The organism is Rhodococcus sp. NPDC058505 (assembly GCF_042720095.1).
GTDB lineage: Bacteria > Actinomycetota > Actinomycetes > Mycobacteriales > Mycobacteriaceae > Rhodococcus_G.
In genome coordinates this window covers 62,499-81,662 of sequence record NZ_JBHXNB010000013.1, presented here as the reverse complement: position 1 = coordinate 81,662, position 19,164 = coordinate 62,499, and the positions used below count along the sequence as shown (strand labels likewise).

22 protein-coding genes are annotated in these 19,164 nt (G+C 70.4%); 10 read left to right on the top strand and 12 right to left on the bottom strand.

The genetic code is table 11. The features are described 5' to 3' along the window. Positions 1 to 97 precede the first annotated feature (97 nt). A complete protein-coding gene (locus ACFWPA_RS12320) occupies positions 98 to 1,354 on the bottom strand; it encodes a CynX/NimT family MFS transporter (RefSeq protein ID WP_378570347.1) in 1,257 nt (418 codons plus the stop codon). Positions 1,355 to 1,497: 143 nt separating this feature from the next. Here ACFWPA_RS12320 and ACFWPA_RS12315 point away from each other — a divergent pair, with 143 nt between their 5' ends. Both ACFWPA_RS12315 and ACFWPA_RS12310 read left to right on the top strand, forming a co-directional pair. Beyond that, complete coding sequence (locus tag ACFWPA_RS12315; protein WP_378506970.1) at positions 1,498 to 2,190, top strand: FadR/GntR family transcriptional regulator; 693 nt, start codon at positions 1,498 to 1,500, stop codon at positions 2,188 to 2,190. Positions 2,191 to 2,235: 45 nt separating this feature from the next. Further along, complete coding sequence (locus ACFWPA_RS12310) at positions 2,236 to 3,261, top strand: pirin family protein (RefSeq protein ID WP_378570318.1); 1,026 nt, start codon at positions 2,236 to 2,238, stop codon at positions 3,259 to 3,261. Between the two features lie 16 nt (positions 3,262 to 3,277). Here the strand turns inward: ACFWPA_RS12310 and ACFWPA_RS12305 are convergent, their stop codons facing one another. The 3 genes from ACFWPA_RS12305 to ACFWPA_RS12295 form a co-directional block, all read right to left on the bottom strand. Then, positions 3,278 to 4,126 (bottom strand): TIGR02569 family protein, encoded by an 849-nt coding sequence (locus ACFWPA_RS12305; RefSeq protein WP_378506968.1) that lies wholly within the window; start codon positions 4,124 to 4,126, stop codon positions 3,278 to 3,280. A 115-nt stretch (positions 4,127 to 4,241) separates the two neighbouring features. After that, positions 4,242 to 5,465 carry an adenylyltransferase/sulfurtransferase MoeZ gene (gene moeZ, locus ACFWPA_RS12300; RefSeq protein WP_378506967.1) on the bottom strand — a complete coding sequence of 408 codons (1,224 nt, stop codon included), beginning with the start codon at positions 5,463 to 5,465 and terminating at the stop codon, positions 4,242 to 4,244. Between the two features lie 129 nt (positions 5,466 to 5,594). Beyond that, positions 5,595 to 6,539, bottom strand: coding sequence for a DUF3152 domain-containing protein (locus ACFWPA_RS12295; protein ID WP_378570345.1), 945 nt, complete (start codon positions 6,537 to 6,539; stop codon positions 5,595 to 5,597). A 505-nt stretch (positions 6,540 to 7,044) separates the two neighbouring features. On the opposite strand from ACFWPA_RS12295, the gene ACFWPA_RS12290 reads away from it, so the two are divergent. Continuing rightward, the gene (locus ACFWPA_RS12290) at positions 7,045 to 7,692 is read left to right on the top strand and encodes a TetR/AcrR family transcriptional regulator (RefSeq protein ID WP_378506965.1); all 648 of its coding nucleotides are present in this window, start codon (positions 7,045 to 7,047) and stop codon (positions 7,690 to 7,692) included. 71 nt (positions 7,693 to 7,763) lie between these two features. Here the strand turns inward: ACFWPA_RS12290 and ACFWPA_RS12285 are convergent, their stop codons facing one another. Together ACFWPA_RS12285 and ACFWPA_RS12280 are read right to left on the bottom strand one after the other, a co-directional pair. Continuing rightward, complete coding sequence (locus ACFWPA_RS12285; protein ID WP_378570316.1) at positions 7,764 to 7,991, bottom strand: DUF3107 domain-containing protein; 228 nt, start codon at positions 7,989 to 7,991, stop codon at positions 7,764 to 7,766. Positions 7,992 to 8,110: 119 nt separating this feature from the next. Continuing rightward, positions 8,111 to 8,791, bottom strand: a complete 681-nt coding sequence (locus tag ACFWPA_RS12280) for a ferritin-like fold-containing protein (protein ID WP_378506963.1) — start codon at positions 8,789 to 8,791, stop codon at positions 8,111 to 8,113. 329 nt (positions 8,792 to 9,120) lie between these two features. On the opposite strand from ACFWPA_RS12280, the gene ACFWPA_RS12275 reads away from it, so the two are divergent. Both ACFWPA_RS12275 and ACFWPA_RS12270 read left to right on the top strand, forming a co-directional pair. Then, positions 9,121 to 10,722 carry a DEAD/DEAH box helicase gene (locus ACFWPA_RS12275; protein ID WP_378506962.1) on the top strand — a complete coding sequence of 534 codons (1,602 nt, stop codon included), beginning with the start codon at positions 9,121 to 9,123 and terminating at the stop codon, positions 10,720 to 10,722. Between the two features lie 8 nt (positions 10,723 to 10,730). Continuing rightward, positions 10,731 to 11,939, top strand: coding sequence for a hypothetical protein (locus tag ACFWPA_RS12270; protein ID WP_378570314.1), 1,209 nt, complete (start codon positions 10,731 to 10,733; stop codon positions 11,937 to 11,939). 23 nt (positions 11,940 to 11,962) lie between these two features. Here the strand turns inward: ACFWPA_RS12270 and ACFWPA_RS12265 are convergent, their stop codons facing one another. Continuing rightward, positions 11,963 to 12,748: a ParA family protein gene (locus ACFWPA_RS12265; RefSeq protein WP_378506960.1), complete on the bottom strand. Its 786-nt coding sequence runs from the start codon at positions 12,746 to 12,748 to the stop codon at positions 11,963 to 11,965. 143 nt (positions 12,749 to 12,891) lie between these two features. Between ACFWPA_RS12265 and ACFWPA_RS12260 the strand changes: the two genes are divergently transcribed. Then, positions 12,892 to 13,443 carry an acid phosphatase gene (locus tag ACFWPA_RS12260; RefSeq protein WP_378570343.1) on the top strand — a complete coding sequence of 184 codons (552 nt, stop codon included), beginning with the start codon at positions 12,892 to 12,894 and terminating at the stop codon, positions 13,441 to 13,443. 33 nt (positions 13,444 to 13,476) lie between these two features. Continuing rightward, a complete protein-coding gene (locus tag ACFWPA_RS12255) occupies positions 13,477 to 13,950 on the top strand; it encodes a GNAT family N-acetyltransferase (protein WP_378506958.1) in 474 nt (157 codons plus the stop codon). A 7-nt stretch (positions 13,951 to 13,957) separates the two neighbouring features. Here the strand turns inward: ACFWPA_RS12255 and ACFWPA_RS12250 are convergent, their stop codons facing one another. Beyond that, positions 13,958 to 14,380, bottom strand: coding sequence for a hypothetical protein (locus ACFWPA_RS12250; RefSeq protein WP_378506957.1), 423 nt, complete (start codon positions 14,378 to 14,380; stop codon positions 13,958 to 13,960). Between the two features lie 97 nt (positions 14,381 to 14,477). Here ACFWPA_RS12250 and ACFWPA_RS12245 point away from each other — a divergent pair, with 97 nt between their 5' ends. Beyond that, entirely contained in the window at positions 14,478 to 15,434 is a 957-nt protein-coding gene (locus ACFWPA_RS12245; protein WP_378506956.1) for a diacylglycerol/lipid kinase family protein, read from the top strand. Between the two features lie 338 nt (positions 15,435 to 15,772). Continuing rightward, complete coding sequence (locus tag ACFWPA_RS12240; RefSeq protein WP_007537924.1) at positions 15,773 to 16,027, top strand: WhiB family transcriptional regulator; 255 nt, start codon at positions 15,773 to 15,775, stop codon at positions 16,025 to 16,027. A gap of 72 nt (positions 16,028 to 16,099) precedes the next feature. On the opposite strand, the gene ACFWPA_RS12235 is transcribed toward ACFWPA_RS12240, so the two are convergent. Together ACFWPA_RS12235 and ACFWPA_RS12230 are read right to left on the bottom strand one after the other, a co-directional pair. Beyond that, a complete protein-coding gene (locus ACFWPA_RS12235) occupies positions 16,100 to 17,611 on the bottom strand; it encodes a sensor histidine kinase (RefSeq protein WP_378570312.1) in 1,512 nt (503 codons plus the stop codon). A 12-nt stretch (positions 17,612 to 17,623) separates the two neighbouring features. Next, on the bottom strand, positions 17,624 to 17,839 hold the full coding sequence (locus ACFWPA_RS12230; RefSeq protein WP_378506954.1) for a biotin/lipoyl-binding carrier protein: 216 nt from the start codon (positions 17,837 to 17,839) through the stop codon (positions 17,624 to 17,626). Positions 17,840 to 17,937: 98 nt separating this feature from the next. Between ACFWPA_RS12230 and ACFWPA_RS12225 the strand changes: the two genes are divergently transcribed. Continuing rightward, on the top strand, positions 17,938 to 18,012 hold the full coding sequence (locus tag ACFWPA_RS12225) for a 50S ribosomal protein bL37 (protein ID WP_095887907.1): 75 nt from the start codon (positions 17,938 to 17,940) through the stop codon (positions 18,010 to 18,012). 90 nt (positions 18,013 to 18,102) lie between these two features. On the opposite strand, the gene rsrA is transcribed toward ACFWPA_RS12225, so the two are convergent. Both rsrA and ACFWPA_RS12215 read right to left on the bottom strand, forming a co-directional pair. Continuing rightward, positions 18,103 to 18,384, bottom strand: a complete 282-nt coding sequence (gene rsrA, locus ACFWPA_RS12220) for a mycothiol system anti-sigma-R factor (RefSeq protein ID WP_378506953.1) — start codon at positions 18,382 to 18,384, stop codon at positions 18,103 to 18,105. After that, positions 18,381 to 19,034 (bottom strand): sigma-70 family RNA polymerase sigma factor, encoded by a 654-nt coding sequence (locus ACFWPA_RS12215; protein WP_378570341.1) that lies wholly within the window; start codon positions 19,032 to 19,034, stop codon positions 18,381 to 18,383. The genes rsrA and ACFWPA_RS12215 overlap by 4 nt, the downstream gene beginning before the upstream one ends. Positions 19,035 to 19,164: the final 130 nt, after the last annotated feature.

The following is a 19,164-nucleotide window of genomic DNA, read 5'->3' as shown; positions in this document are numbered from 1 at the left end:
TGACCCCGCAATGAACTTGCACTCACCTGCCGCCGACCCGGCGTGTGAGCCCGTTTGCGCTGGTGAACGCCGTGTTAACGGGTGTGACCTGCCCGCGTCACGCGGCGCGGGCACCCCACGAATCCTCAAGGAACCGCGGCTTGCACGCCACCCAGCCCGCGACCATGATCACCGCGACGGCACCGACGAGCAGCAGGAACGGCCAGGCCCAGCCGCCCGTGACGTCGTGCAGCACCCCAAACATCAGCGGTCCGATGCAGGCGAGGGCGTAGCCAAGGCCCTGGGTGAAGCCGGACAGGGCGGCCGATCCGGCGCCGGTGCGGGTGCGCAGGTTGATCAGGGTCAGCGACATCGGGAAGGTGCTCGGTCCGAGACCGACCGCGACGATCCACAGGATCGGTGCCGCCATCGGCGCGAACAGCAGCCCGGCGAACCCGATCAGGTAGCTCACCCCGCACAGCAGGACCACCGGATACGGGTTGGCGATGCGGATGCACAGCGACGGCGCGCCGACCGCGGCGAGGAATCCGACGGCGCTGAACAGCGCGACCATCGAGCCGCCGAACCCGGCGGTGGCACCGGACTCGGCGAGGATCTTCGGAATCCAGGTGAACATCGAGTACGTGATCAGCGAGGTCATGCCGAACATGCCTGCCATGCCCCACGCCACCGGCGACCGCCACACCTGCCCGCGCGGTTCACCGGCGGCCTCGACGGGGGTCCGGTCGTGGACGTCGCGGCCGCGCCTGCCGAGGGTCACCGCGATCCACGGCAGCGCCGCGGCGACCGGCAGCAGCGTCCACATCCCGAGCGAGGTGCGCCAGTCGGCTGCCTCGGCGACCGGAATCGCGACGGCGGCGGGGAGCATCGTTCCGATCTGCACGCAGAGGATGTAGAGGGTGCTGACCGCCCCGACTCGGTCGGCGAAATAGCGTTTGACCAGTGGCGGGATCACGACGTTGCCGATGCCCATGCCGCCGAGGGCGAGCGCGGAGAAGGCAAGCAGCCCGGCCGTCCCCGACATCACCGCACGCGATCCGAGCCCGATCGCGGTCATCACCATCGCCGCCAGCGCCACGTGTTCGAGGCCGAACCGGACCGCGAGTCGGGGGGTCAGCAACCCGAACACCGCGAACATCGCGGTGGGGAGCATCCCGAAGACCCCGATGACGGTGGAGCCGAAGCCGATCTCCTGCCCGATCTCGTCGAGCAGCGGGGTGAGGGAGGTGACGGCGATCCGCAGGGTGAGCGCGGACAGGACGATCGCCGCGAGCACGACGAGACGCCCGGAGATCAGCGAGCGACGGCGGTCGCCCGCCGATCCGGTCGCCTTCTGCACGTGTGCCTGCTGCACCGTCACCACAACACCTCACTCACCCGATTGCGTCCCGGGACACCGTGGACCGAAGAATCATAGGATGACTGGATGAATTGGGGCAAACGATTACACTCCCTGCGTCCGGCCACCAGGCCACCAGCACCGGCAGAAGGGTCCCCGTGCAACCCGTACGACGCACCAGCCTGATCGCGCAGGTCACCGAGCAACTTCGCGCCGAGATCACGGCCGGACGCTGGCCGGTCGGCGGCCGGATCCCCACCGAACCCGCGCTCGCCGAGCTCACCGGGACGGGCCGCAACACCGTCCGCGAGGCAGTGCAGGCCCTCGTGCACGCGGGGATGCTCGAACGGCGACAGGGGTCGGGCACCTACGTGATCGCCACCAGCGATCTCGGCGGCACCCTGGCGAAGTACTTCGCGAGCGCGCTGGAGCGGGACGTGCTCGAACTGCGCCAGGCGCTCGACGTCACCGCGGCCGCGCTGGCCGCCCGCCGCCGGGACGAGGCGGACATCGAGAACCTGCGCGCCCTGCTGCGCGAGCGCAATCTCCTGTGGCGCAGCGCCGAACCGCGCGACCCCGACCGGCGCCGCGCCGCCGTCGCCGCAGACGTTGCCCTGCACCGGGCGATCGTCGCGGCCAGTCACAACGAGGTGTATCTCGAGTTTTACGACTCGCTGCTCCCGACGATCGAGCAGATCGTCACCGGACACCCCGTCGACGCGGCGAACTCGTACGAACACGAGCACGAACTGCTGGTGCAATCGGTCATCGACGGCGACCCCGAGCTGGCCGCGACCGAGGCCAGGCGGTTCCTGACCGAGTTGATTGAGCTCCGTCGCCCGCCGGGCTGATGCGCTGCCGGGAATGCCGCCCCGTCACAGTTGGTTGAACTTTGCATGACTTCCGCCGACCCTGTGCTGCACCAGTTCCGCCTCGGCTCCCCGTGGCAGGCCGTCGACCCGTTCCTGTTCGTCGCCCACCACGACGACGCCTACCCGCAGGGCACCGCGGACCTCGGGCCCGACGCCGCCCTCACCGGGCGCCCGCTCGGCCGGGACTTCGGGCACCCGTCCGGCTGGAACATGTACCACGGGCAGACCGTGCCCGGCTTCCCGCAGCACCCGCACCGGGGCTTCGAAACCGTCACCTACGTGCGCCGCGGCACCGTCGACCACGCCGACTCGCTCGGGGCAACCGCACGCTACGGCGACGGCGACACCCAATGGTTGACCACCGGACGCGGCGTGTCGCACTCGGAGATGTTCCCGCTCCTGCACCGGGACCGTCCGAATCCGCTCGACCTGTTCCAGATCTGGCTGAACCTCCCCGCCGCGTCCAAGTCCGCGGATCCGCACTTCGCGATGCTCTGGAACGAGCAGACCCCGCGGCTGACCCGCACCGATGACGCCGGCCGCGAGAGCGTGGTGACGGTGATCGCGGGCGCCTTCGACGGCGTCGCCCCGCTCGCGCCGCCACCCGAGTCGTGGGCCGCAGACTCCGACGCCGACCTGGCGATCTGGCATCTCGACCTGACCCCCGACGCCCGCCTCCCGCTGCCCGCCGCGGACGGACCCGACACCCACCGGGTGCTGTACGTGTACGAGGGCAGCGACGTGCGGATCGGCGCCGACACCATCGGCACCGGCACCGGCGTCGTGCTCGACGCGGCCGCAGCGGTGACGCTGACCGCGGGAGCGGGGGGAATCCGGATCCTGCTGCTGCAGGGCCGTCCGATCGGCGAACCCGTCGCCCAGCACGGCCCGTTCGTGATGAACGACGAGGCCGGTCTGGTCGCCGCGTTCGACGACTACCGACGCACCGGATTCGGCGGCTGGCCGTGGCAGGCGGACGGCCCGGTGCATCCCGCCGACGCGGGCCGGTTCGCCCGGCACCCCGACGGCCGGGTCGACAGCCCGCACTGAGCCGCACCGGGGAACGTCACAGCATCAACCGGATCAGGTCGGAGGTGCGCACCAGCCCCGGCAGCGCCTCCGCCGTCGACCTCGGGTGCAGCGCGTGCACGGCGAGCCGGAACATCAACGCCCGCAGCAACATCTGCGGCCACTCCGGAAGATCCTCCCACCGCCCGACCAGCTCCTCGTCGGCACCGCCCCAGGACAGGGCGTCGACGACGACCACCCCGGCCGCCCACGCCGCGGGGCGCCAGTACGGCGTGAGGTCGGTGATCCCGGGCGCATCCGAGCCGGCGAACAGGACGGTGCCGAACAGGTCGCCGTGCACCAGCTGGTCGGGCGAGTGCACCGGTTTACGCAGCGTCGCGAGCTGGCCGATCAGCTCGATGCTGGTCCTGCCGTCCGTCGATGCGGGCTCGAACTGGCCCTTCACACCGCGCAGCGGCACCTGCTCCCACGCGGCCCGGTCCGCGGCGACGAACACGTCGACATCCGCCCACGGCGGGACCGGTGGTTGCACCAGGAAGCGGGGCCGCTCGAGTGCCGCGGTCGCCGCGTGCAACCGCAGCGACAGCGACACCACCTCGTCGTGCCGCGGTTCCGGGGCGCCCTCGATGTAGGTGTCGGCGCGCCACCCCGACACCACGTACCGCCCGTCCGTCGCCCGCACCGGGCGGGCCAACCGGACGCTGTCCGGTTCGAGGGTCTCGCGCACCTTCGCCGACCACGCCGCCCGCGCATGATCCGCGACGGGTGAGAGCACCACGTCACCGCAACGCCAGCCGCCCTCCCAGTCGGGACCGAGTGCGACGGGGGTGGTCTCGCGGAGACCAAAAGTGGACCGCACATGGGTGGGTGGTTCGACGGAGCTCACGCGTTTAAACCTACCGCCGTGCACTCCGTCCCCCGACGCTGACGCGCCCGCGGGTATGCGCTTCGCGCCCGTGCGCGATTTTTACCCCGATCGGGGTAAAAATCACGCACAGTTCCTAGTAGGTCGGCAGGCTCGGGTCGACCTGGGTCGCCCACGCGACGATTCCCCCGTGCAAATGTGTCGCGTCGGCGAACCCGGCCGCCTTGAGTGCGGCGAGCACCTCCGCGGACCGGATCCCGGTCTTGCAGTACACGGTGATCGGACGGTCCTGCGGCAACTCGGCGAGGGCCTCCCCCGACAGGATCCGGTCCTTCGGGATCAGTGTTGCGCCGGGCAGGTGCACGATGTCCCACTCGACCGGCTCCCGCACGTCGATCAGCGCGATGTCCCCGCCAGCGCCGAGCCGCTCGGCGAGTTCCGCCGCGGTCACCGCCGACCCGGACACCGCTGCCTGCGCGTCGTCGGACACCACCCCGCAGAACGCGTCGTAGTCGATCAGTTCGGTGACCGGAACCCGGCCCGGGTCGCGGCGGACCCGGATGGTCCGGTAGCTCATCGCGAGGGCGTCGTAGATCATCAACCGGCCGAGCAGCGGCTCCCCGATCCCGACGATCAGCTTGATCGCCTCGGTCGCCATGATCGACCCGACCGAGGCGCACAGCACGCCGAGCACACCGCCCTCGGCGCAGGACGGGACGGTGCCCGGCGCGGGGGCCTCCGGGTACAGGTCCCGATAGTTCAGCCCGCGACCGTCGGGTGCTGCCTCCCAGAACACCGACACCTGACCCTCGAAGCGGTAGATCGACCCCCACACGTACGGCTTGCCCGCGAGGATCGCGGCGTCGTTGACGAGGTAGCGGGTGGCGAAGTTGTCGGTGCCGTCGAGGATCAGGTCGTACTGCTCGAACAGGCCGACCGCGTTGGAGGTGTCGAGCCGGAACTCGTGCAGCCGCACGTCGACGCCGTCGTTGATCTCCAGGATGGCGTCGCGGGCGCTGTGGGCCTTCGGCCTGCCGACATCGCTGCGGCCGTGGATGACCTGACGCTGCAGGTTCGACTCCTCGACGTGGTCGAAGTCGACGATGCCGATCGTCCCGACCCCGGCGGCCGCGAGATACAGCAGCGTCGGGGCGCCGAGTCCACCGGCACCAATCACCAACACCTTCGCGTTCTTCAACCGCTTCTGCCCGGTCATTCCCACGTTCGGGATGATCAGGTGCCTGCTGTAGCGCGCCACCTCGGCCCGGTTCAGTTCGGGCGCAGGCTCCACGAGTGGCGGCAGGGCGGGCAGCAGCCCGGCGCCGGTCGGCGTGGTTGCGGATTGTGCTGACGTCGACATGCCACCCATTCTCCCAGCGGCGGTGCCGCTCATCCGAACCGCGGGCGGTGCCGCTCATCCGAACCGCGGGCGGTGCCGCTCATCCGAACCGCGGGCGGTGCCGCTCATCCGAACCGCGGGCGGTTCCGCTCAGCCCCGAGGATAGGGCCAGGGGTTGAATCGGCAGGTCTTGCCGTCCATCGGCACGACCCCCTCGGGGTCGAGTGTGGCGATGTCGTCGTTCGAGGTCCCGAAGGTCTGCTGCATCATCACCGGCGCCAGCCCGCTCTCCGCCTCGCACGGCTGGTGGGCCTGGTAGCCGATCGCGTGCCCGACTTCGTGGTTGATCTGGTACTGCCGGTAGGAGCCGATGTCCCCCTGGTAGGCGACGGCGCCGCGCACCCAGCGGGGCTCGTTGAGGACGACCCGGTCGATGCCCGGGTTGTAGCAGGAGACCTCCAGCTGGATGTCGTAGCCGCAGGCCTGCCGGATCGTCATCTGCGAGGTCAGCGAGATCCGGAAGGTGGGGTCACCGGAATCGACCCGCTGGAAGGCGAACCGCTCGTCGTTGGTCCAGCTCTTCGGGTTGGCGAGCGTCTGGTCGACCATCCGGGCGAAGGATTCGTCGCCGCCGAATCCGGCGGTATCGACGCCGTCTTCGACCTCGACGGTGTAGGTGAACACCTGCTCGGTGCCGCGCCCGACCTTCGGTGTCGTTCCGGGGATGACGCGCCAGGTCCCGGCGCCGGTCGCGGTGAACGGCCCGCCGTCGGGGAGCGTCCCGGACGGGATCGAGGCGGCGAAGTTGCCGTCGCCCTGCGGCGGAACGCCGATGACACCGGTTCCGTCGACGCTGGTGCTGCGGGCCCCGAACCCGGGATCGCCGTACGCGCCGGGTTCGGCGGGCCCGGTGCCGCGGACCGCGTCGATGACGACGAGGACGGTGACGACGGCGAGGACCGGGATGGCGTAGGCGCGCCAGCCGTAGGTGGCGACGAACTTGCCGAGCCTGCTCTGCTTGCGGGCCTGCCGTTCGGGTCGGGGGCTGCGGGCTCGTCCGGCACTCTCGGTGATCGGGTCCCACAGCGCGCGCAGCGGCTGCCGCGACGCGACCGGCCCGCCGGTCCAGCGGCCTGCGCGCGGTCCGCCGGGTTCCGGCTCGTCCGACCCCGCGCGTCTCCACTCGGGTTCGTCCTGCGGTGCCGCCTCGGGATCCCGCGCCGATCCGGCCCGCTCCGAGCCCGCTGTCGAGTCGTCGGCACTCCAGGGGTGTGCACCCCGCAGTCGCGGTCCGCCTCCATCCGTCACCGGTCCAGCGTCTCACAACCGGCGGCGGCGTCCGCCCGGGCACGCCGGGCACCTGCACCGGGCGGGCGGACACCGGAACCCGGCACGACCTGCACCGGGACCGGGGTGTGTACGGCGAGAACGTGCCCGCAACGGTGACCTGGAATACTCGGTGGTGGCAGCGTTCGCGGTTTCGCGAATGTCCGGGCGTCGGTCCGGTATCGTTCGATCACTTTGTGCACCCGGTGCCGTGAGCAACCTCACCCACGCAGCACGAGGCACGGATGGTGACAACGCAAAGATGGGGAGCACGATGACTGAACTCGCGGATCGTTCCGCAACTCCGGCCGGGCGACAAGGCGCCAAGCGCAGCACGCGACTGCCCCGGGACGCTCGTCGACTCCAGTTGCTGCAGGCCGCGAGCGAGGTGTTCGTCAGCCGCGGGTACCACTCGGCGGGCATGGACGAGATCGCCGAGTGCGCTGGCGTCAGTAAGCCCGTCCTGTACCAGCATTTCCCGGGGAAGCTGGACCTGTATCTAGCGGTGCTGCAGAGCTACGTGGACAGCCTGATCTCGGGGGTCCGGCAGGCGCTGCGCTCGACCACCGACAACCGTCAGCGTGTCCGCGCCGCGGTCCAGGCGTTCTTCGATTTCGTCGACAACGACAGTCAGGGCTACCGGCTGGTGTTCGAGTCCGACCTGATGGGCGATCCGCAGGTGCTCTCCCGCGTCGACCGCGCCACCGAGGCCTGCGTCGACGCCGTCTTCGACCTCGTCGCCCACGACTCGGGCCTGGACCCCTACCGTGCGCGGATCCTCGCCGTCGGACTCGTCGGGACCAGCCAGTTCACGGCCAGGTACTGGTTGCAGGCGAATCGGCCGATCCCGAAGGAGGAGGCGGTCGACACCACCGTTCAGCTGGCCTGGGGCGGGCTGTCCCACGTGCCGATGCACGCCTGACCGCCGACGATCGACCCGATGACGCGAGGACGGGGCGTGCGGATTCGCACGCCCCGTTCCCCGTCTCCCGGTCAGCTCGCGAAGCCGACCTTGCGGCTGTCGGGCTGCCCGATCTCGACGTAGGCAACCTTCGACGCCTGAATCAGGAACTTGCGCTCCTTGTCGTCGGTGAGGACGAGAACTCCCGATGCGTCGCCGCCGATTGCCGCGGAGACGAGCTCGGTCACCTCATCCGGGGTCTGCGCGCTGCTGAGGATCAGCTCGCGCGGGCTGTCAGAAATGCCGATCTTGACCTCCACGGCCAACCTCCGAACTCTCGTGCCATCACTGTCTGGTGGGGGAACCAACTGGTGTCAGGCTAGTGCAGCCGACCAGGACCGGGCCGCCTCGATGCCTGTGCTGAGAGCGAACAGGAGCGTCAGACGAGACCGAGCACCGCCATCCGTTCGGCATGCCGCTCCTGCATCCGGTCGAACAGTGCCGCGACACCGTTGAGGTCCCCGCTGGCCGACAGGACGAGGTCCGTGAGCGCCTCCCGCTGCGCCATCACGTATTGCGCCTGCGTGATCGCCTCGCCGAGCAGCCGCCTGCCCCACAACATCAGGCGGTCCTTCTCCTTCGTCGACGCCAGCACCGCGGCGCTGACCTCCTGAACGACGAACTCGGAATGCCCGGTCTCCGCGAGCACCTCCCGCACCACCGCACCGACCGACGGGTCGAGCGCGCCGGCGATCTCGAGGTAGAAGTCGGCGGCGATGCCGTCACCGACGTGGGCCTTGACGAGCGACTCGAGCCAGGTCGATGGGTGGGTGGACGCGTGGTAGTCGTCGAGCGGCCGCACGAACGGGGACATCGCCGCGTACACCTCGAGTCCGCGTTCGGTGAGCGCGGACTCGAGCGTCTCGAAGTGCCGCATCTCCGCGCCTGCCATCCGCGCCAGCGCCACCTTCCCGGCCAGGGCCGGGGCCATCCGGGCGTCCTCGGCGAGCCGGTAGAAGGCGGAGATCTCGCCGTAGGCGAGGAGGGCGAACAGCTCACTGACACCCGGGTGGTCGGCGGCGATGACGGGCGACAGCGAATCGGCAGAATTGGCTCCCATGTGGACAGCGTAGACCGCGCCTACCTGCGAACTCGGCCGCGGCGGTTACCATGGTTGCGGGCCGCAGCCCGATCGTCCGGGCAATCGGACGCATCGCGGCGACCATGGCGGCCCGAAGATGATGTGCGCGCACCTGATCCGTAGGTCCGTTCCCGCGCCGCGCCGAGAGACCCCTCTTGCGCGCCGGGCAGCAGGAACCGAGGCCGTCGGACGAGGCACCGACGACAGTCGGACCCGGGGTTGCCGTATCGGACGGTGGGCACCACCCACCCGTCGGACACGGATCCGCCCGGGCGGTCGACACCCGGCCTGGCCCAGCTCGTGCGCGCGTGCCGACGAGGAAGGCCAGACCACTGAGCAAGATCACGATCGACCATGAAGACGACGCGAGCGAGACCACACTGTCCGCCCAGCTCGACGAGACCCACACCGCCCCCAGCTTCGCCGAACTCGGCGTCCGCGACGAGATCGTCCGGGCGCTGGCGGAGATCGGCATCGAACGCACCTTCGCCATCCAGGAGTTGACGCTTCCGCTGGCGCTCGCTGGCGACGACCTGATCGGTCAGGCCCGCACCGGGATGGGCAAGACGTTCGGCTTCGGCGTCCCGCTGCTGCACCGCGTCAGCACCGGCTCCGGCACCGCCGCGCTCGACGGCACCCCGCGGGCGCTGGTCATCGTCCCGACCCGGGAACTGTGCATCCAGGTCACCGAGGATCTGGTGAACGCGGGCAAGTACCTGAAGGCCGGCACCCGGAAGCTTGAGGTGTTGTCGATCTACGGCGGCCGCCCCTACGAAACGCAGATCGAGGCCCTGCGGAAGGGCGTCGACGTCGTCGTCGGCACCCCCGGCCGACTGCTCGACCTCGCCAAGCAGGGGCACCTGATCCTCGGGAAGGTCGGGGTTCTGGTCCTCGACGAGGCCGACGAGATGCTCGACCTCGGCTTCCTGCCCGACATCGAGCGCATCCTGCAGATGGTCCCGGACGGACCCTCCGGCTCCGCTCCCGGCCGCCAGACGATGCTGTTCTCCGCGACGATGCCCGGCCCGATCATCACCCTCGCGCGCACGTTCCTGACCCGGCCGACGCACATCCGCGCCGAGGAGCCGGAGTCCTCGGCGGTGCACGACCGCACCACCCAGCACATCTTCCGCGCCCACGCGCTCGACAAGGCCGAGATGGTGGCCCGAATCCTGCAGGCCGACGGCCGCGGCGCGACGATGATCTTCACCCGCACCAAGCGCACCGCACAGAAGGTCGCCGACGAGCTGAACGAGCGCGGATTCTCGGTCGGGGCCGTGCACGGCGACCTCGGCCAGATCGCACGGGAGAAGGCCCTCAAGGGGTTCCGCACCGGCAAGGTGGACGTGCTGGTCGCGACCGATGTCGCGGCCCGCGGCATCGACATCGACGACGTGACACACGTCATCAACTACCAGTGCCCCGACGACGAGAAGACCTACGTCCACCGGATCGGCCGCACCGGTCGCGCAGGCCGCACCGGCACCGCGGTCACCCTCGTCGACTGGGACGACGTGCCGCGCTGGCAGCTGATCGACAAGGCGCTGAACCTGGGCGTCGCCGATCCGGTCGAGACCTACTCCAGCTCCGAGCACCTCTACACGGATCTCGGCATCCCGACCGACGCGAAGGGTTCGGTCCGGAAGCCGAAGCCCGCGCGCACGAACGAGGCTCCGGCGGAGAGCGCCGACAAGGCCGAGCGGCCGCAGCGGACCCGCACCAGGAAGCGGACCCGAGGTGCACGGTCCGCCGAGGCCGCCACCACCGCGCCTGCCGACACCTCATCGGAGGCCGTCGCCCCGGAACCCACGTCGCCGAGCGGCGAGGGGACCCCGGCCCGGCGCCGGCGCCGGCGCCGTCGCCCGTCCACCGGCGCGGCCACCTCAGCGGCGCCCGCAGCGACGGAGTAGCCACCCACGTGCTCGCACCCGAGCGGCGCACCCGCGCCGACGTTTTCGCCGCCTGCGCGATCGCGCTGCTCGTCGTTGTCGCCGCGGGCGCGGTCTGGTTCACCGGGGATGCCCGCGGCACCGAATCGGTAACCGCGAGCACCCCCGCCGTCCCGGCGGAGACCGCGCTGACGGTGCCCGACACCCTGACCGAGTCCTGGCGTGCCGCCAGCGGCGCCACCGCCGCCCCCGTTGCCGCGGGTGGCGCCGTGGTCAGCGGCGCGGGCGACACCGTCACCGGACACGACCCGGAGACCGGAAGCGCGCTGTGGTCGTATCGGCGGGACCGGGCACTGTGCGGGGTGATCGGGGCCTGGAACACCGCGGTCGCGGTCTACCCCGATGATCGGGGCTGCGGTCAGGTCACCCAACTCGACGGGTCCACCGGGGTTCGGCAGGCGCAGCGATCCAGCGACGCGGACCCCTCCGTGACGTTGTCCGAGGACGGCACCTACCTCACCTCCCGCGGCGACTCCCGGCTGGAGGTGTGGCGCTCGGACCTGGTGCGCACCCTCGAATTCGGTCGGGTCGACGCCGCGGTCAACCCCGGTGTGCAGCCCCGCTCCGGCTGCGCCCTGCTGTCGTCCGGGTCCAGCAGCAGCCGGCTCGCGGTGCTCGAATCCTGTCCGGGGGAGGACGGCGTCCGGCTCGACATCCTGAACCCGGCACCGAAGGACAATTCCGAGCCCGAGGAGTTCGGGTCGACCCTGCTCGGTGACGTCGCGCGCGCCGCCGTCCTCGGCGTCTCGGGGGAACGCACCGCCGTCTACGTTCCCGGGACCCCGACGGCGGCGGCATCGGTCGCGGTGTTCGACGGCAGCGGCAACGAAACCGCCCGGCATCCCGCCCCCGCCGACGTCTCCCCCACCGCCACCGTCGCCCGCACCGCATCGTTCATCAGCTGGTGGACCGGCTCCACCGTGATCGCCCTGCGGACAACGGATTTCACGCCGTTGTGGTCGTTCCCCGATGCGCTCGGCCCCGGCGCCGTGATGGCCGGTCAGGTCCTCGTCCCCGTCGAGGGCGGCATCGCGGTGCTCGACCCGGTCACCGGCGCCGACCTCCGCCGCATCCCGGTCGACCGACCCGACAGCACGCCGCCCCGACCGGTCACGACCACCGTCCTCGGTTCCGTCGTCGTCGAACAGCGCGGGGACGAGCTCGTCGCGCTGCGCTAGGAGACATGCCCTAGGATCCCCGGTCACTCGCAGTGCGGCAGCGGGGTCCCGTCGTCCCAGTACGCGACGAGGCCGCGGGCCAGCTCGCGGTACGCCTTGGCCCCCTTGTTGGTGCGCCCGGCGAGCACCGTGGCCCCCGACGCGCTCGCCTCCGCGAATCGGACGGTGCGCGGGATCGGCGGCGCGAGCACCGGCAGGTCGTAGCGGTCCGCGACATCGGCGAGCACGTCCCTGCTGTGCGTCGTGCGGGCGTCGTAGAGGGTCGGCAGGGCACCGAGCAGCGCCAGCTCCGGATTGGTGATCTCCCGAACCTCGGCGACCGTCCGCAGCAGCTGCCCGACCCCGCGGTGCGCGAGCGTCTCGCACTGCAGCGGCACCAGCACCGCGTTCGCCGCCGTTAGCCCGTTGAGGGTGAGCACGCCCAGCGACGGCGGGCAGTCGACGAGGACCACGTCGAAGTCGTCGCCGAGCGTGGCAAGGGCCCGCTTGAGCGCGAATTCGCGGCCCGGCCGCATCAGCAGCACCGCCTCCGCCCCCGCCAGGTCGATCGTTGCCGGAACCAGGGCGAAACCCTCGTCGGTATCGACGATCACCTCCCGGAGCGGCAGCTGCCCCGTCAGCACCTCGTGCACCGACGCCTCGACCCGGTCCGGGTTGTGTCCCAGCGAGAAGGTCAGGCAGCCCTGCGGGTCGAGGTCGACCACCATCACCTTCCGCCCCAGCCCGGCCAACGCCGCCGCCAGTGATGCCACCGTCGTGGTCTTCGCGACCCCACCCTTTTGATTCGCCACCGCGAGCACAGTTGTCACGGCAGTGATCTTTGCGCACTCGGGGCGCGCTGGCGAGACCCTCACCTGAGATGATCGCGGATGTGCCCTCTCAACGACCACTCGGCGACACCGAACGCGCGGGCGCGGCGACACCGGACCGCGCTGGCGGACGGATCGTGCTGCTGCGGCACGGGTCAACGGAGTGGGCGGCCCGTGGACGGCACACCGGCCGCACCGACGTCGCGTTGACCGCCGAGGGGGAGGCACAGGCGCGGGCCGCCGCCGGGCGCCTGACCGGGCTGGGCCTGCACGACCCGGCGGTCCTGTGCAGCCCCCGCAGGCGCTCGGCGCGCACAGCCGAACTGGCCGGCCTGGACGCCCGCACGTGGGACGCGCTCGCCGAATGGGACTACGGCGACTACGAGGGTCTGACCACCCCGCAGATCCGGGAGCTGGTGCCGCACTGGACGGTGTGGACGCATCCGTGCCCCGGCGGCGAGGACGCCGACGCGGTCGAGTCGCGCGCGGACCTGGTGCTGTCCGTCGCCGAATCCCACCTCCCCGGCCGCGACGTCGTCCTCGTCGGGCACGGCCACTTCTCCCGGGCGCTGATCGCCCGCTGGGTGGGGTTCCCGGTGCTCGAGGGCCGTCGCTTCGCGCTGTCCCCCGGTGCCGTCACGGTGCTCGGGTACGAGCGCGGCGTCCGGCAGATTGTCGCCCACAACGCCAGCTGACCACCGACCCATCCGAAACGAAAGAGGTTCCCGATGATTCGCCGCATCACCGCCGCGGACGTGCCCGCCGTCACCGGCCTGGTGTACGACCTGGCCGAGTACGAAAAGGCCAGGGACGAGTGCACCGTCACCGAGGCCCAGCTGACGGCCGCGCTGTTCGGTCCGCAGCCGACGGTGTTCGGTCACGTCGTCGAGGACGGCGGCGCGGTGGTGGGGACCGCGCTGTGGTTCCGGAACTTCTCCACCTGGGACGGGGTGCACGGCATCTACCTGGAGGACCTGTACGTGCAGCCCGCCTTCCGCGGCCGAGGTCACGGGCGGGCACTGCTCGCGACCCTGGCCCGCGAGTGCGTCGCGAACGGCTACACCCGGCTGGCGTGGTCGGTGCTGAAGTGGAACACCCCGTCGATCGAGTTCTACGACTCCCTCGGCGCGGAACCGCAGGACGAGTGGACGGGCTACCGGCTCAGCGGTGCCGCGCTGGCCGGACTGGCGGGTACGGCCTGACCGCCGGTCATTCCTCGGCGGCGTCGTCCCCGTACTCCTGCGCCATCCACCGCGACGTCGGCGCCGCGAACAGGCACGCCAGCGCGGGCAGGACGACGATGCCGAACACCACGCCGAGTGCGGGCTGGTGCGAATCGGTCAGCAACGACCACACCACCGGCAGCAGCAGCAGCTGGGCCACCACCGCGATCGCCCGGCCCCACCGGTGCCCGCGCAGCAATGCGATCCCGGCCGCGAGCACCGCACCACCGAGGATGACGAACCAGGCGGCCGTCCCGTACGGGTTCGCGGCCTCCCGGTCGTGCCCGAGCAGACCCCGGATCACCAGCACGAGCGCGACGACGACGGCGACGACGCCCTCGAAGGTGACCAGGCCGCCGGCCCAGCGAACCGTGGCGGGAAGGGACGGAGATGCGGGTGACTCGGACACGGCAGCCACCCTATAGAACGCGGCACCCGGGTCGCCGCCAGCGTCCCGGCGACCGCGTTGGGCGCGGGCCGGCGCCGACGCCCTAAGCTCGTGATCCGTGCGCGCGCTGCTGATCGTGAACCCGAATGCGACCTCGACCACCCCGGCTGCCCGGGACCTGCTCGCGCATGCCCTGTCGAGCCGGGTGCAGGTCCGGGTGGTGCACACCACCCACCGTGGTCACGCCGCCGAGCTGGCCCGGCGGGCGGTCATCGAGGGGATCGGGCTGATCATCGTGCACGGCGGCGACGGCACCGTCAACGAGGTCGTCAACGGACTGCTCGGCGCCCCGGAGCCCGGGTCGATGAGCGCGCTGACGATCGGACCGACCCCGCTCGTCGCGGTGGTGCCGGGTGGGTCCGCGAACGTCTTCGCCCGCTCCCTCGGCATCGACCCGGATCCCGTGGTTGCGACGAACCAGCTGATCGAACTGCTCGAGCTGCGGGAGCGGCGACGAATCGGGCTGGCGCACTGCGACGGCCGATGGTTCACCTTCAATGCCGGGCTCGGGCTGGACGCGCAGGTGTGCGAGGCGATCGACCTTGCCCGCGCGAAGGGCCACGCAGCGACCCCGTCCCGGTACGTGCGGACCGCGGTGCGCACCTTCCTCCGGACCCGGCGGATCGAGCCGACGCTGACGGTGGAGGTGCCGGGGCACGAGCCGGTCGACGGGGTGCACTACGCGTTCGTGTCGAACTCGAGCCCGTGGACGTACCTGAACCAGCGCCCCGTCGCGGTCAACCCAGACACCGCCTTCGACACCGGTCTCGGCGTGTTCGCGATGCGCACGATGAGCATCGCACGGAGCCTGCCGATGGTGCGCCAGCTCCTGAAGCCGGGGTCGAACCCGAAGTCGCGCAACCTTTTTCGGGTGGATGACACCCCTCGGGTGCGGATCACCTCGACCACCCCGATCGGGCTCCAGATGGACGGGGACTACATCGGAAAGCGCACCGAGGTGAACTTCGTCGCGGTGCGCGACGCGCTGACGATGGTGGCCCCGAGCCGCGGCTGACGCCGTGCCGACCCCGCCGCCGATGCCGCACGGCGGGCGCGGAGCCGGGCAAGAACCCTACTCCCATAGTGCAAAAGTCCCGCGAGCGGGGTACAAAGTAATGCAGACCACACCGGGTGATTCGCAATAGTGAGTTACCCCACGGACGGGCCATTTTCTATTGACTTCCTGCGCGTTCGTGAAAGCATTCACAAGCAACAGCGCGGAAACATTCGACTCAACCGCGCATGAACGACGCGATACGCAACGGTGCGTGACGGCCCGACTTCCGGAGCCAGTCCGCTGCCAACGAACACACAGACGACACGGTGCGATGCACCCGGTAAAGGAGCAGAAGGATGGACTGGCGCCACAAGGCAATCTGTCGGGACGAGGACCCGGAGTTGTTCTTCCCTGTGGGCAACAGTGGACCGGCCATCGCGCAGATCGCGGACGCCAAGCTGGTGTGCAACCGCTGCCCCGTGACCGCCGATTGCCTGTCGTGGGCCCTCGAGTCGGGTCAGGACGCAGGCGTGTGGGGCGGCATGAGCGAGGACGAGCGGCGCGCGCTCAAGCGGCGGAACGCACGCACCCGGGCTCGCAGCGCGGTCTGACACACAGCTGTCGTCACTGAGGCCCGGCACCGAAAGGTGCCGGGCCTCAGCGCTGTTCACACCGAGCGACGGTCACACGCGGGTGGCGGCACGGCGCCCCAACGGAACCCGCAACGCCGCCTCCGTTCCACCACCGCGCCGAGCGGGGCGCAACCCGAGCGAGCCACCGAGTTCCGCGGACACCAGGGTCCGCACGATCTGCAGGCCCAGGCTCTCCGAGCGCTCCAGGCTGAAACCGTCGGGCAGGCCCGTCCCGTCGTCGTGGATCACCACGTCCAGCCAGCGCGCCGACCGCGTCGCCCGCAGCGTCACCGTCCCGTCCTGTCCCGGCTCGTACCCGTGCTCGATGGCGTTCTGCACCAGCTCGGTCAGCACCATCACCAGCGGTGTGGCCCGCTCCGCGGGAAACACCCCGAAACTGCCCTCCCGGCGGATCTGCACCGTGCTGTTGACCGCGGCCACGTCCGCCATGATCGGCACCAGCCGGTCGACGACCTCGTCGAGGTTGACCTCCTCGTCGACGGACATCGACAGGATGTCGTGGACGAGCGCAATCGAGGTGACCCGGCGCACCGACTCGGCGAGCGCCAGCCGCGCCTCGTCGTTCTGGGTGCGGCGGGCCTGCAATCGCAGCAGCGCGGCCACCGTCTGCAGGTTGTTCTTCACCCGGTGGTGGATCTCCCGGATGGTGGCGTCCTTGCTGAGCAGAGCCCGGTCGCGGCGTTTGACCTCGGTGACATCCCGAATCAGGACCACGGCGCCCGCCGGGTTTCCGCCGGGCCGCAACACCAGCGTGCGCAGCAGCACGATCGCCCCGCGCGCCTCGACCTCCATCCGCTTGCCCGCCTTCCCGGCGAGGGCGGCGCGAATGTCGGTGGCGACATCCTGCGCGTCGAACGGGTCGGTGATCAGGGTGCGGGTCACCGCGGCCAGGTCCCGACCCTTGAGCGTGGTCGTGGTCAGCCCCATCCGGTGATACGCCGACAGTGAGTTCGGGCTCGCGTAGACGACGATGCCGTCCGGGTCGAGCCGGATGAAGCCGTCCCCGGCCCGGGGGCTGGACAGGATCTCGCTCTGCTCCTCCGGCGTCGGGAAGGTGCCCTCGCTGATCATCTGGCACAGCTCGGCCGCGCAGTCGAGGTAGGCCACCTCCAGCGGGCTCGACTGCCGCTGCTGCGTCGGGTTGGTGTCGCGGCTCAGCACCGCGATCACGTCCCCGTTGCAGCGCACCGGGATGGCCTCGCGGCGCACCGGGTTGCCTCCCCCGGAGTCCTGCACCCGCACGATCCGCCACTCGGTGAGCGCCTGCCGCACGTGCGGATGCTCGCTGTCCGAGACCACCCAGCCCACCGCGTCCTCCGCGAACGCCGTCGGCGCGGTCGTGGGACGACACTGGGCGACGCACACCAGCCGGGCATCCTCGTCCTGCTCGGCGAGCCCGGCGTCGGTGGAGACCCAGAGCAGCACGTCGGCGAACGACAGGTCCGCAAGCAGTTGCCACTCCCCGACCACCCGCTGGAGGTGGTCAACGCCCTCACCGGGGAGTTCGGTGTGCTCGGCGAGCAGGTCACTGAGGGTCGACATCGGCGGCGCGGGTCAGGAGATGACGGCGATCAGGTCGCCCTGCTGAATGACGTCGCCGACCGCGACGTCGACCGAGGTGACGGTGCCGTCGACCTCCGCGATCACCGGGATCTCCATCTTCATCGACTCCAGGATCACGAGGGTGTCCCCCTCCTTCACCGCGTCACCGGCGGCGACAACCACCTGGAAGACGGTGGAGACCATTTCGGCGCGCACGTCTTCGGCCATCGAGCACCTCACTTGTGTTGGGACCTACCAGTGGAAGTACAGCCAACCACACGTGGAAGAATGTCCCCGAGCGAGATCGGACAAGAAGGGAGACAACCATGGGTAAGCGTGGTCGCAAGAAGCGCAGCCGCAAGGGCAGTGCCGCAAACCACGGCAAGCGTCCCAACGCCTGAGCGCGTAGACGAAGCCAGTAACGCCGAACGGGCGGTTACCGCGTCCCCCTCTCGGGTGATGTTCCGGTAACCGCCCGTTCGACGTCCTTGCTACTGCGCGGGATCGATGCGGGTGACGATCGTGGTCTGGCTCAGCTGAATCCGCAGCCGCTGCCGGAGGCCCTCCGGCGCGTGCTCGCCGCCGCACTTGCGCGAGAGCAGCGACTTCACCTTCGCCTCGATGCCGTAGGCCTCGAAGCAGGAGCCGCAGTCCTCCATGTGCTGCTGCAACCGGGCGCGGGTGCGCTCGTCGCATTCGTTGTCGAGCATCAGCCAGACGTCGGCGATCACGGCGGAGCAGTCGAGCCGCTCGAATTCGTTCTGCTCGCTCACCGGGACGCCTCCTGCTCCTGGCCTGTGGTTGTTATGGTGGCGCCGCGGTTGAATCCGCGTTCGCGGGCGACATCGGCGAGCAGCCCGCGCAGTTGCTTCCTGCCGCGGTGCAGCCGCGACATGACCGTTCCGATCGGGGTACCCATGATCTCGGCGATCTCCTTATACGGGAACCCTTCGACGTCCGCGTAGTAGACGGCCATCCGGAACTCCTCCGGCAGCTGCTGCAGCGCGTTCTTGATCTCGTCGTCGGGCAGCGCATCGAGCGCCTCCACCTCCGCCGACCGCAGACCCTGCGAGGTGTGCTCGGCGGTGGCGGCGAGCTGCCAGTCGGTGATCTCGTCGGTCGGGTACTGCGCGGGCTGCCTCTGCTTCTTCCGGTACGAGTTGATGTACGTGTTGGTCAGGATGCGGTACAGCCACGCCTTGAGGTTGGTGCCCTCCTTGAAGGAACGGAACGCGGAGTACGCCTTGACGTACGTCTCCTGCACCAGGTCCTCCGCGTCGGCGGGGTTGCGGGTCATCCGCAGCGCGGCGCCGTACAGCTGGTCGAGCAACGGCAACGCGTCCCGCTCGAATCGCTGCGTCAGCTCGGCCTCCGTCTCACCTGCGGCGCCAACATCCGGGCCGGTGTCTCGGGGTTCGCTCAGGTCGTTGGGCACGGTGATCCCTTCGCTCTCGTCAGAGATCAAGGCTACCGCCACCGGCCCGACGGGCTGTCGATCAGCGCCCCTCACGACCTTCCTCGCTGCGGGACGTTCGAGGCATTGCACCGACACC

Coding starts and splice junctions, on each gene's coding strand:
- ACFWPA_RS12310 (WP_378570318.1), top strand. CDS start 2,236: ATGACTTCCGCCGACCCTGTGCTGCACCAGTTCCGCCTCGGCTCCCCG.
- moeZ (WP_378506967.1), bottom strand. CDS start 5,465: ATGTCGACGTCAGCACAATCCGCAACCACGCCGACCGGCGCCGGGCTG.
- ACFWPA_RS12290 (WP_378506965.1), top strand. CDS start 7,045: ATGACTGAACTCGCGGATCGTTCCGCAACTCCGGCCGGGCGACAAGGC.
- ACFWPA_RS12280 (WP_378506963.1), bottom strand. CDS start 8,791: ATGGGAGCCAATTCTGCCGATTCGCTGTCGCCCGTCATCGCCGCCGAC.
- ACFWPA_RS12255 (WP_378506958.1), top strand. CDS start 13,477: ATGATTCGCCGCATCACCGCCGCGGACGTGCCCGCCGTCACCGGCCTG.
- ACFWPA_RS12240 (WP_007537924.1), top strand. CDS start 15,773: ATGGACTGGCGCCACAAGGCAATCTGTCGGGACGAGGACCCGGAGTTG.
- ACFWPA_RS12235 (WP_378570312.1), bottom strand. CDS start 17,611: ATGTCGACCCTCAGTGACCTGCTCGCCGAGCACACCGAACTCCCCGGT.
- ACFWPA_RS12230 (WP_378506954.1), bottom strand. CDS start 17,839: ATGGCCGAAGACGTGCGCGCCGAAATGGTCTCCACCGTCTTCCAGGTG.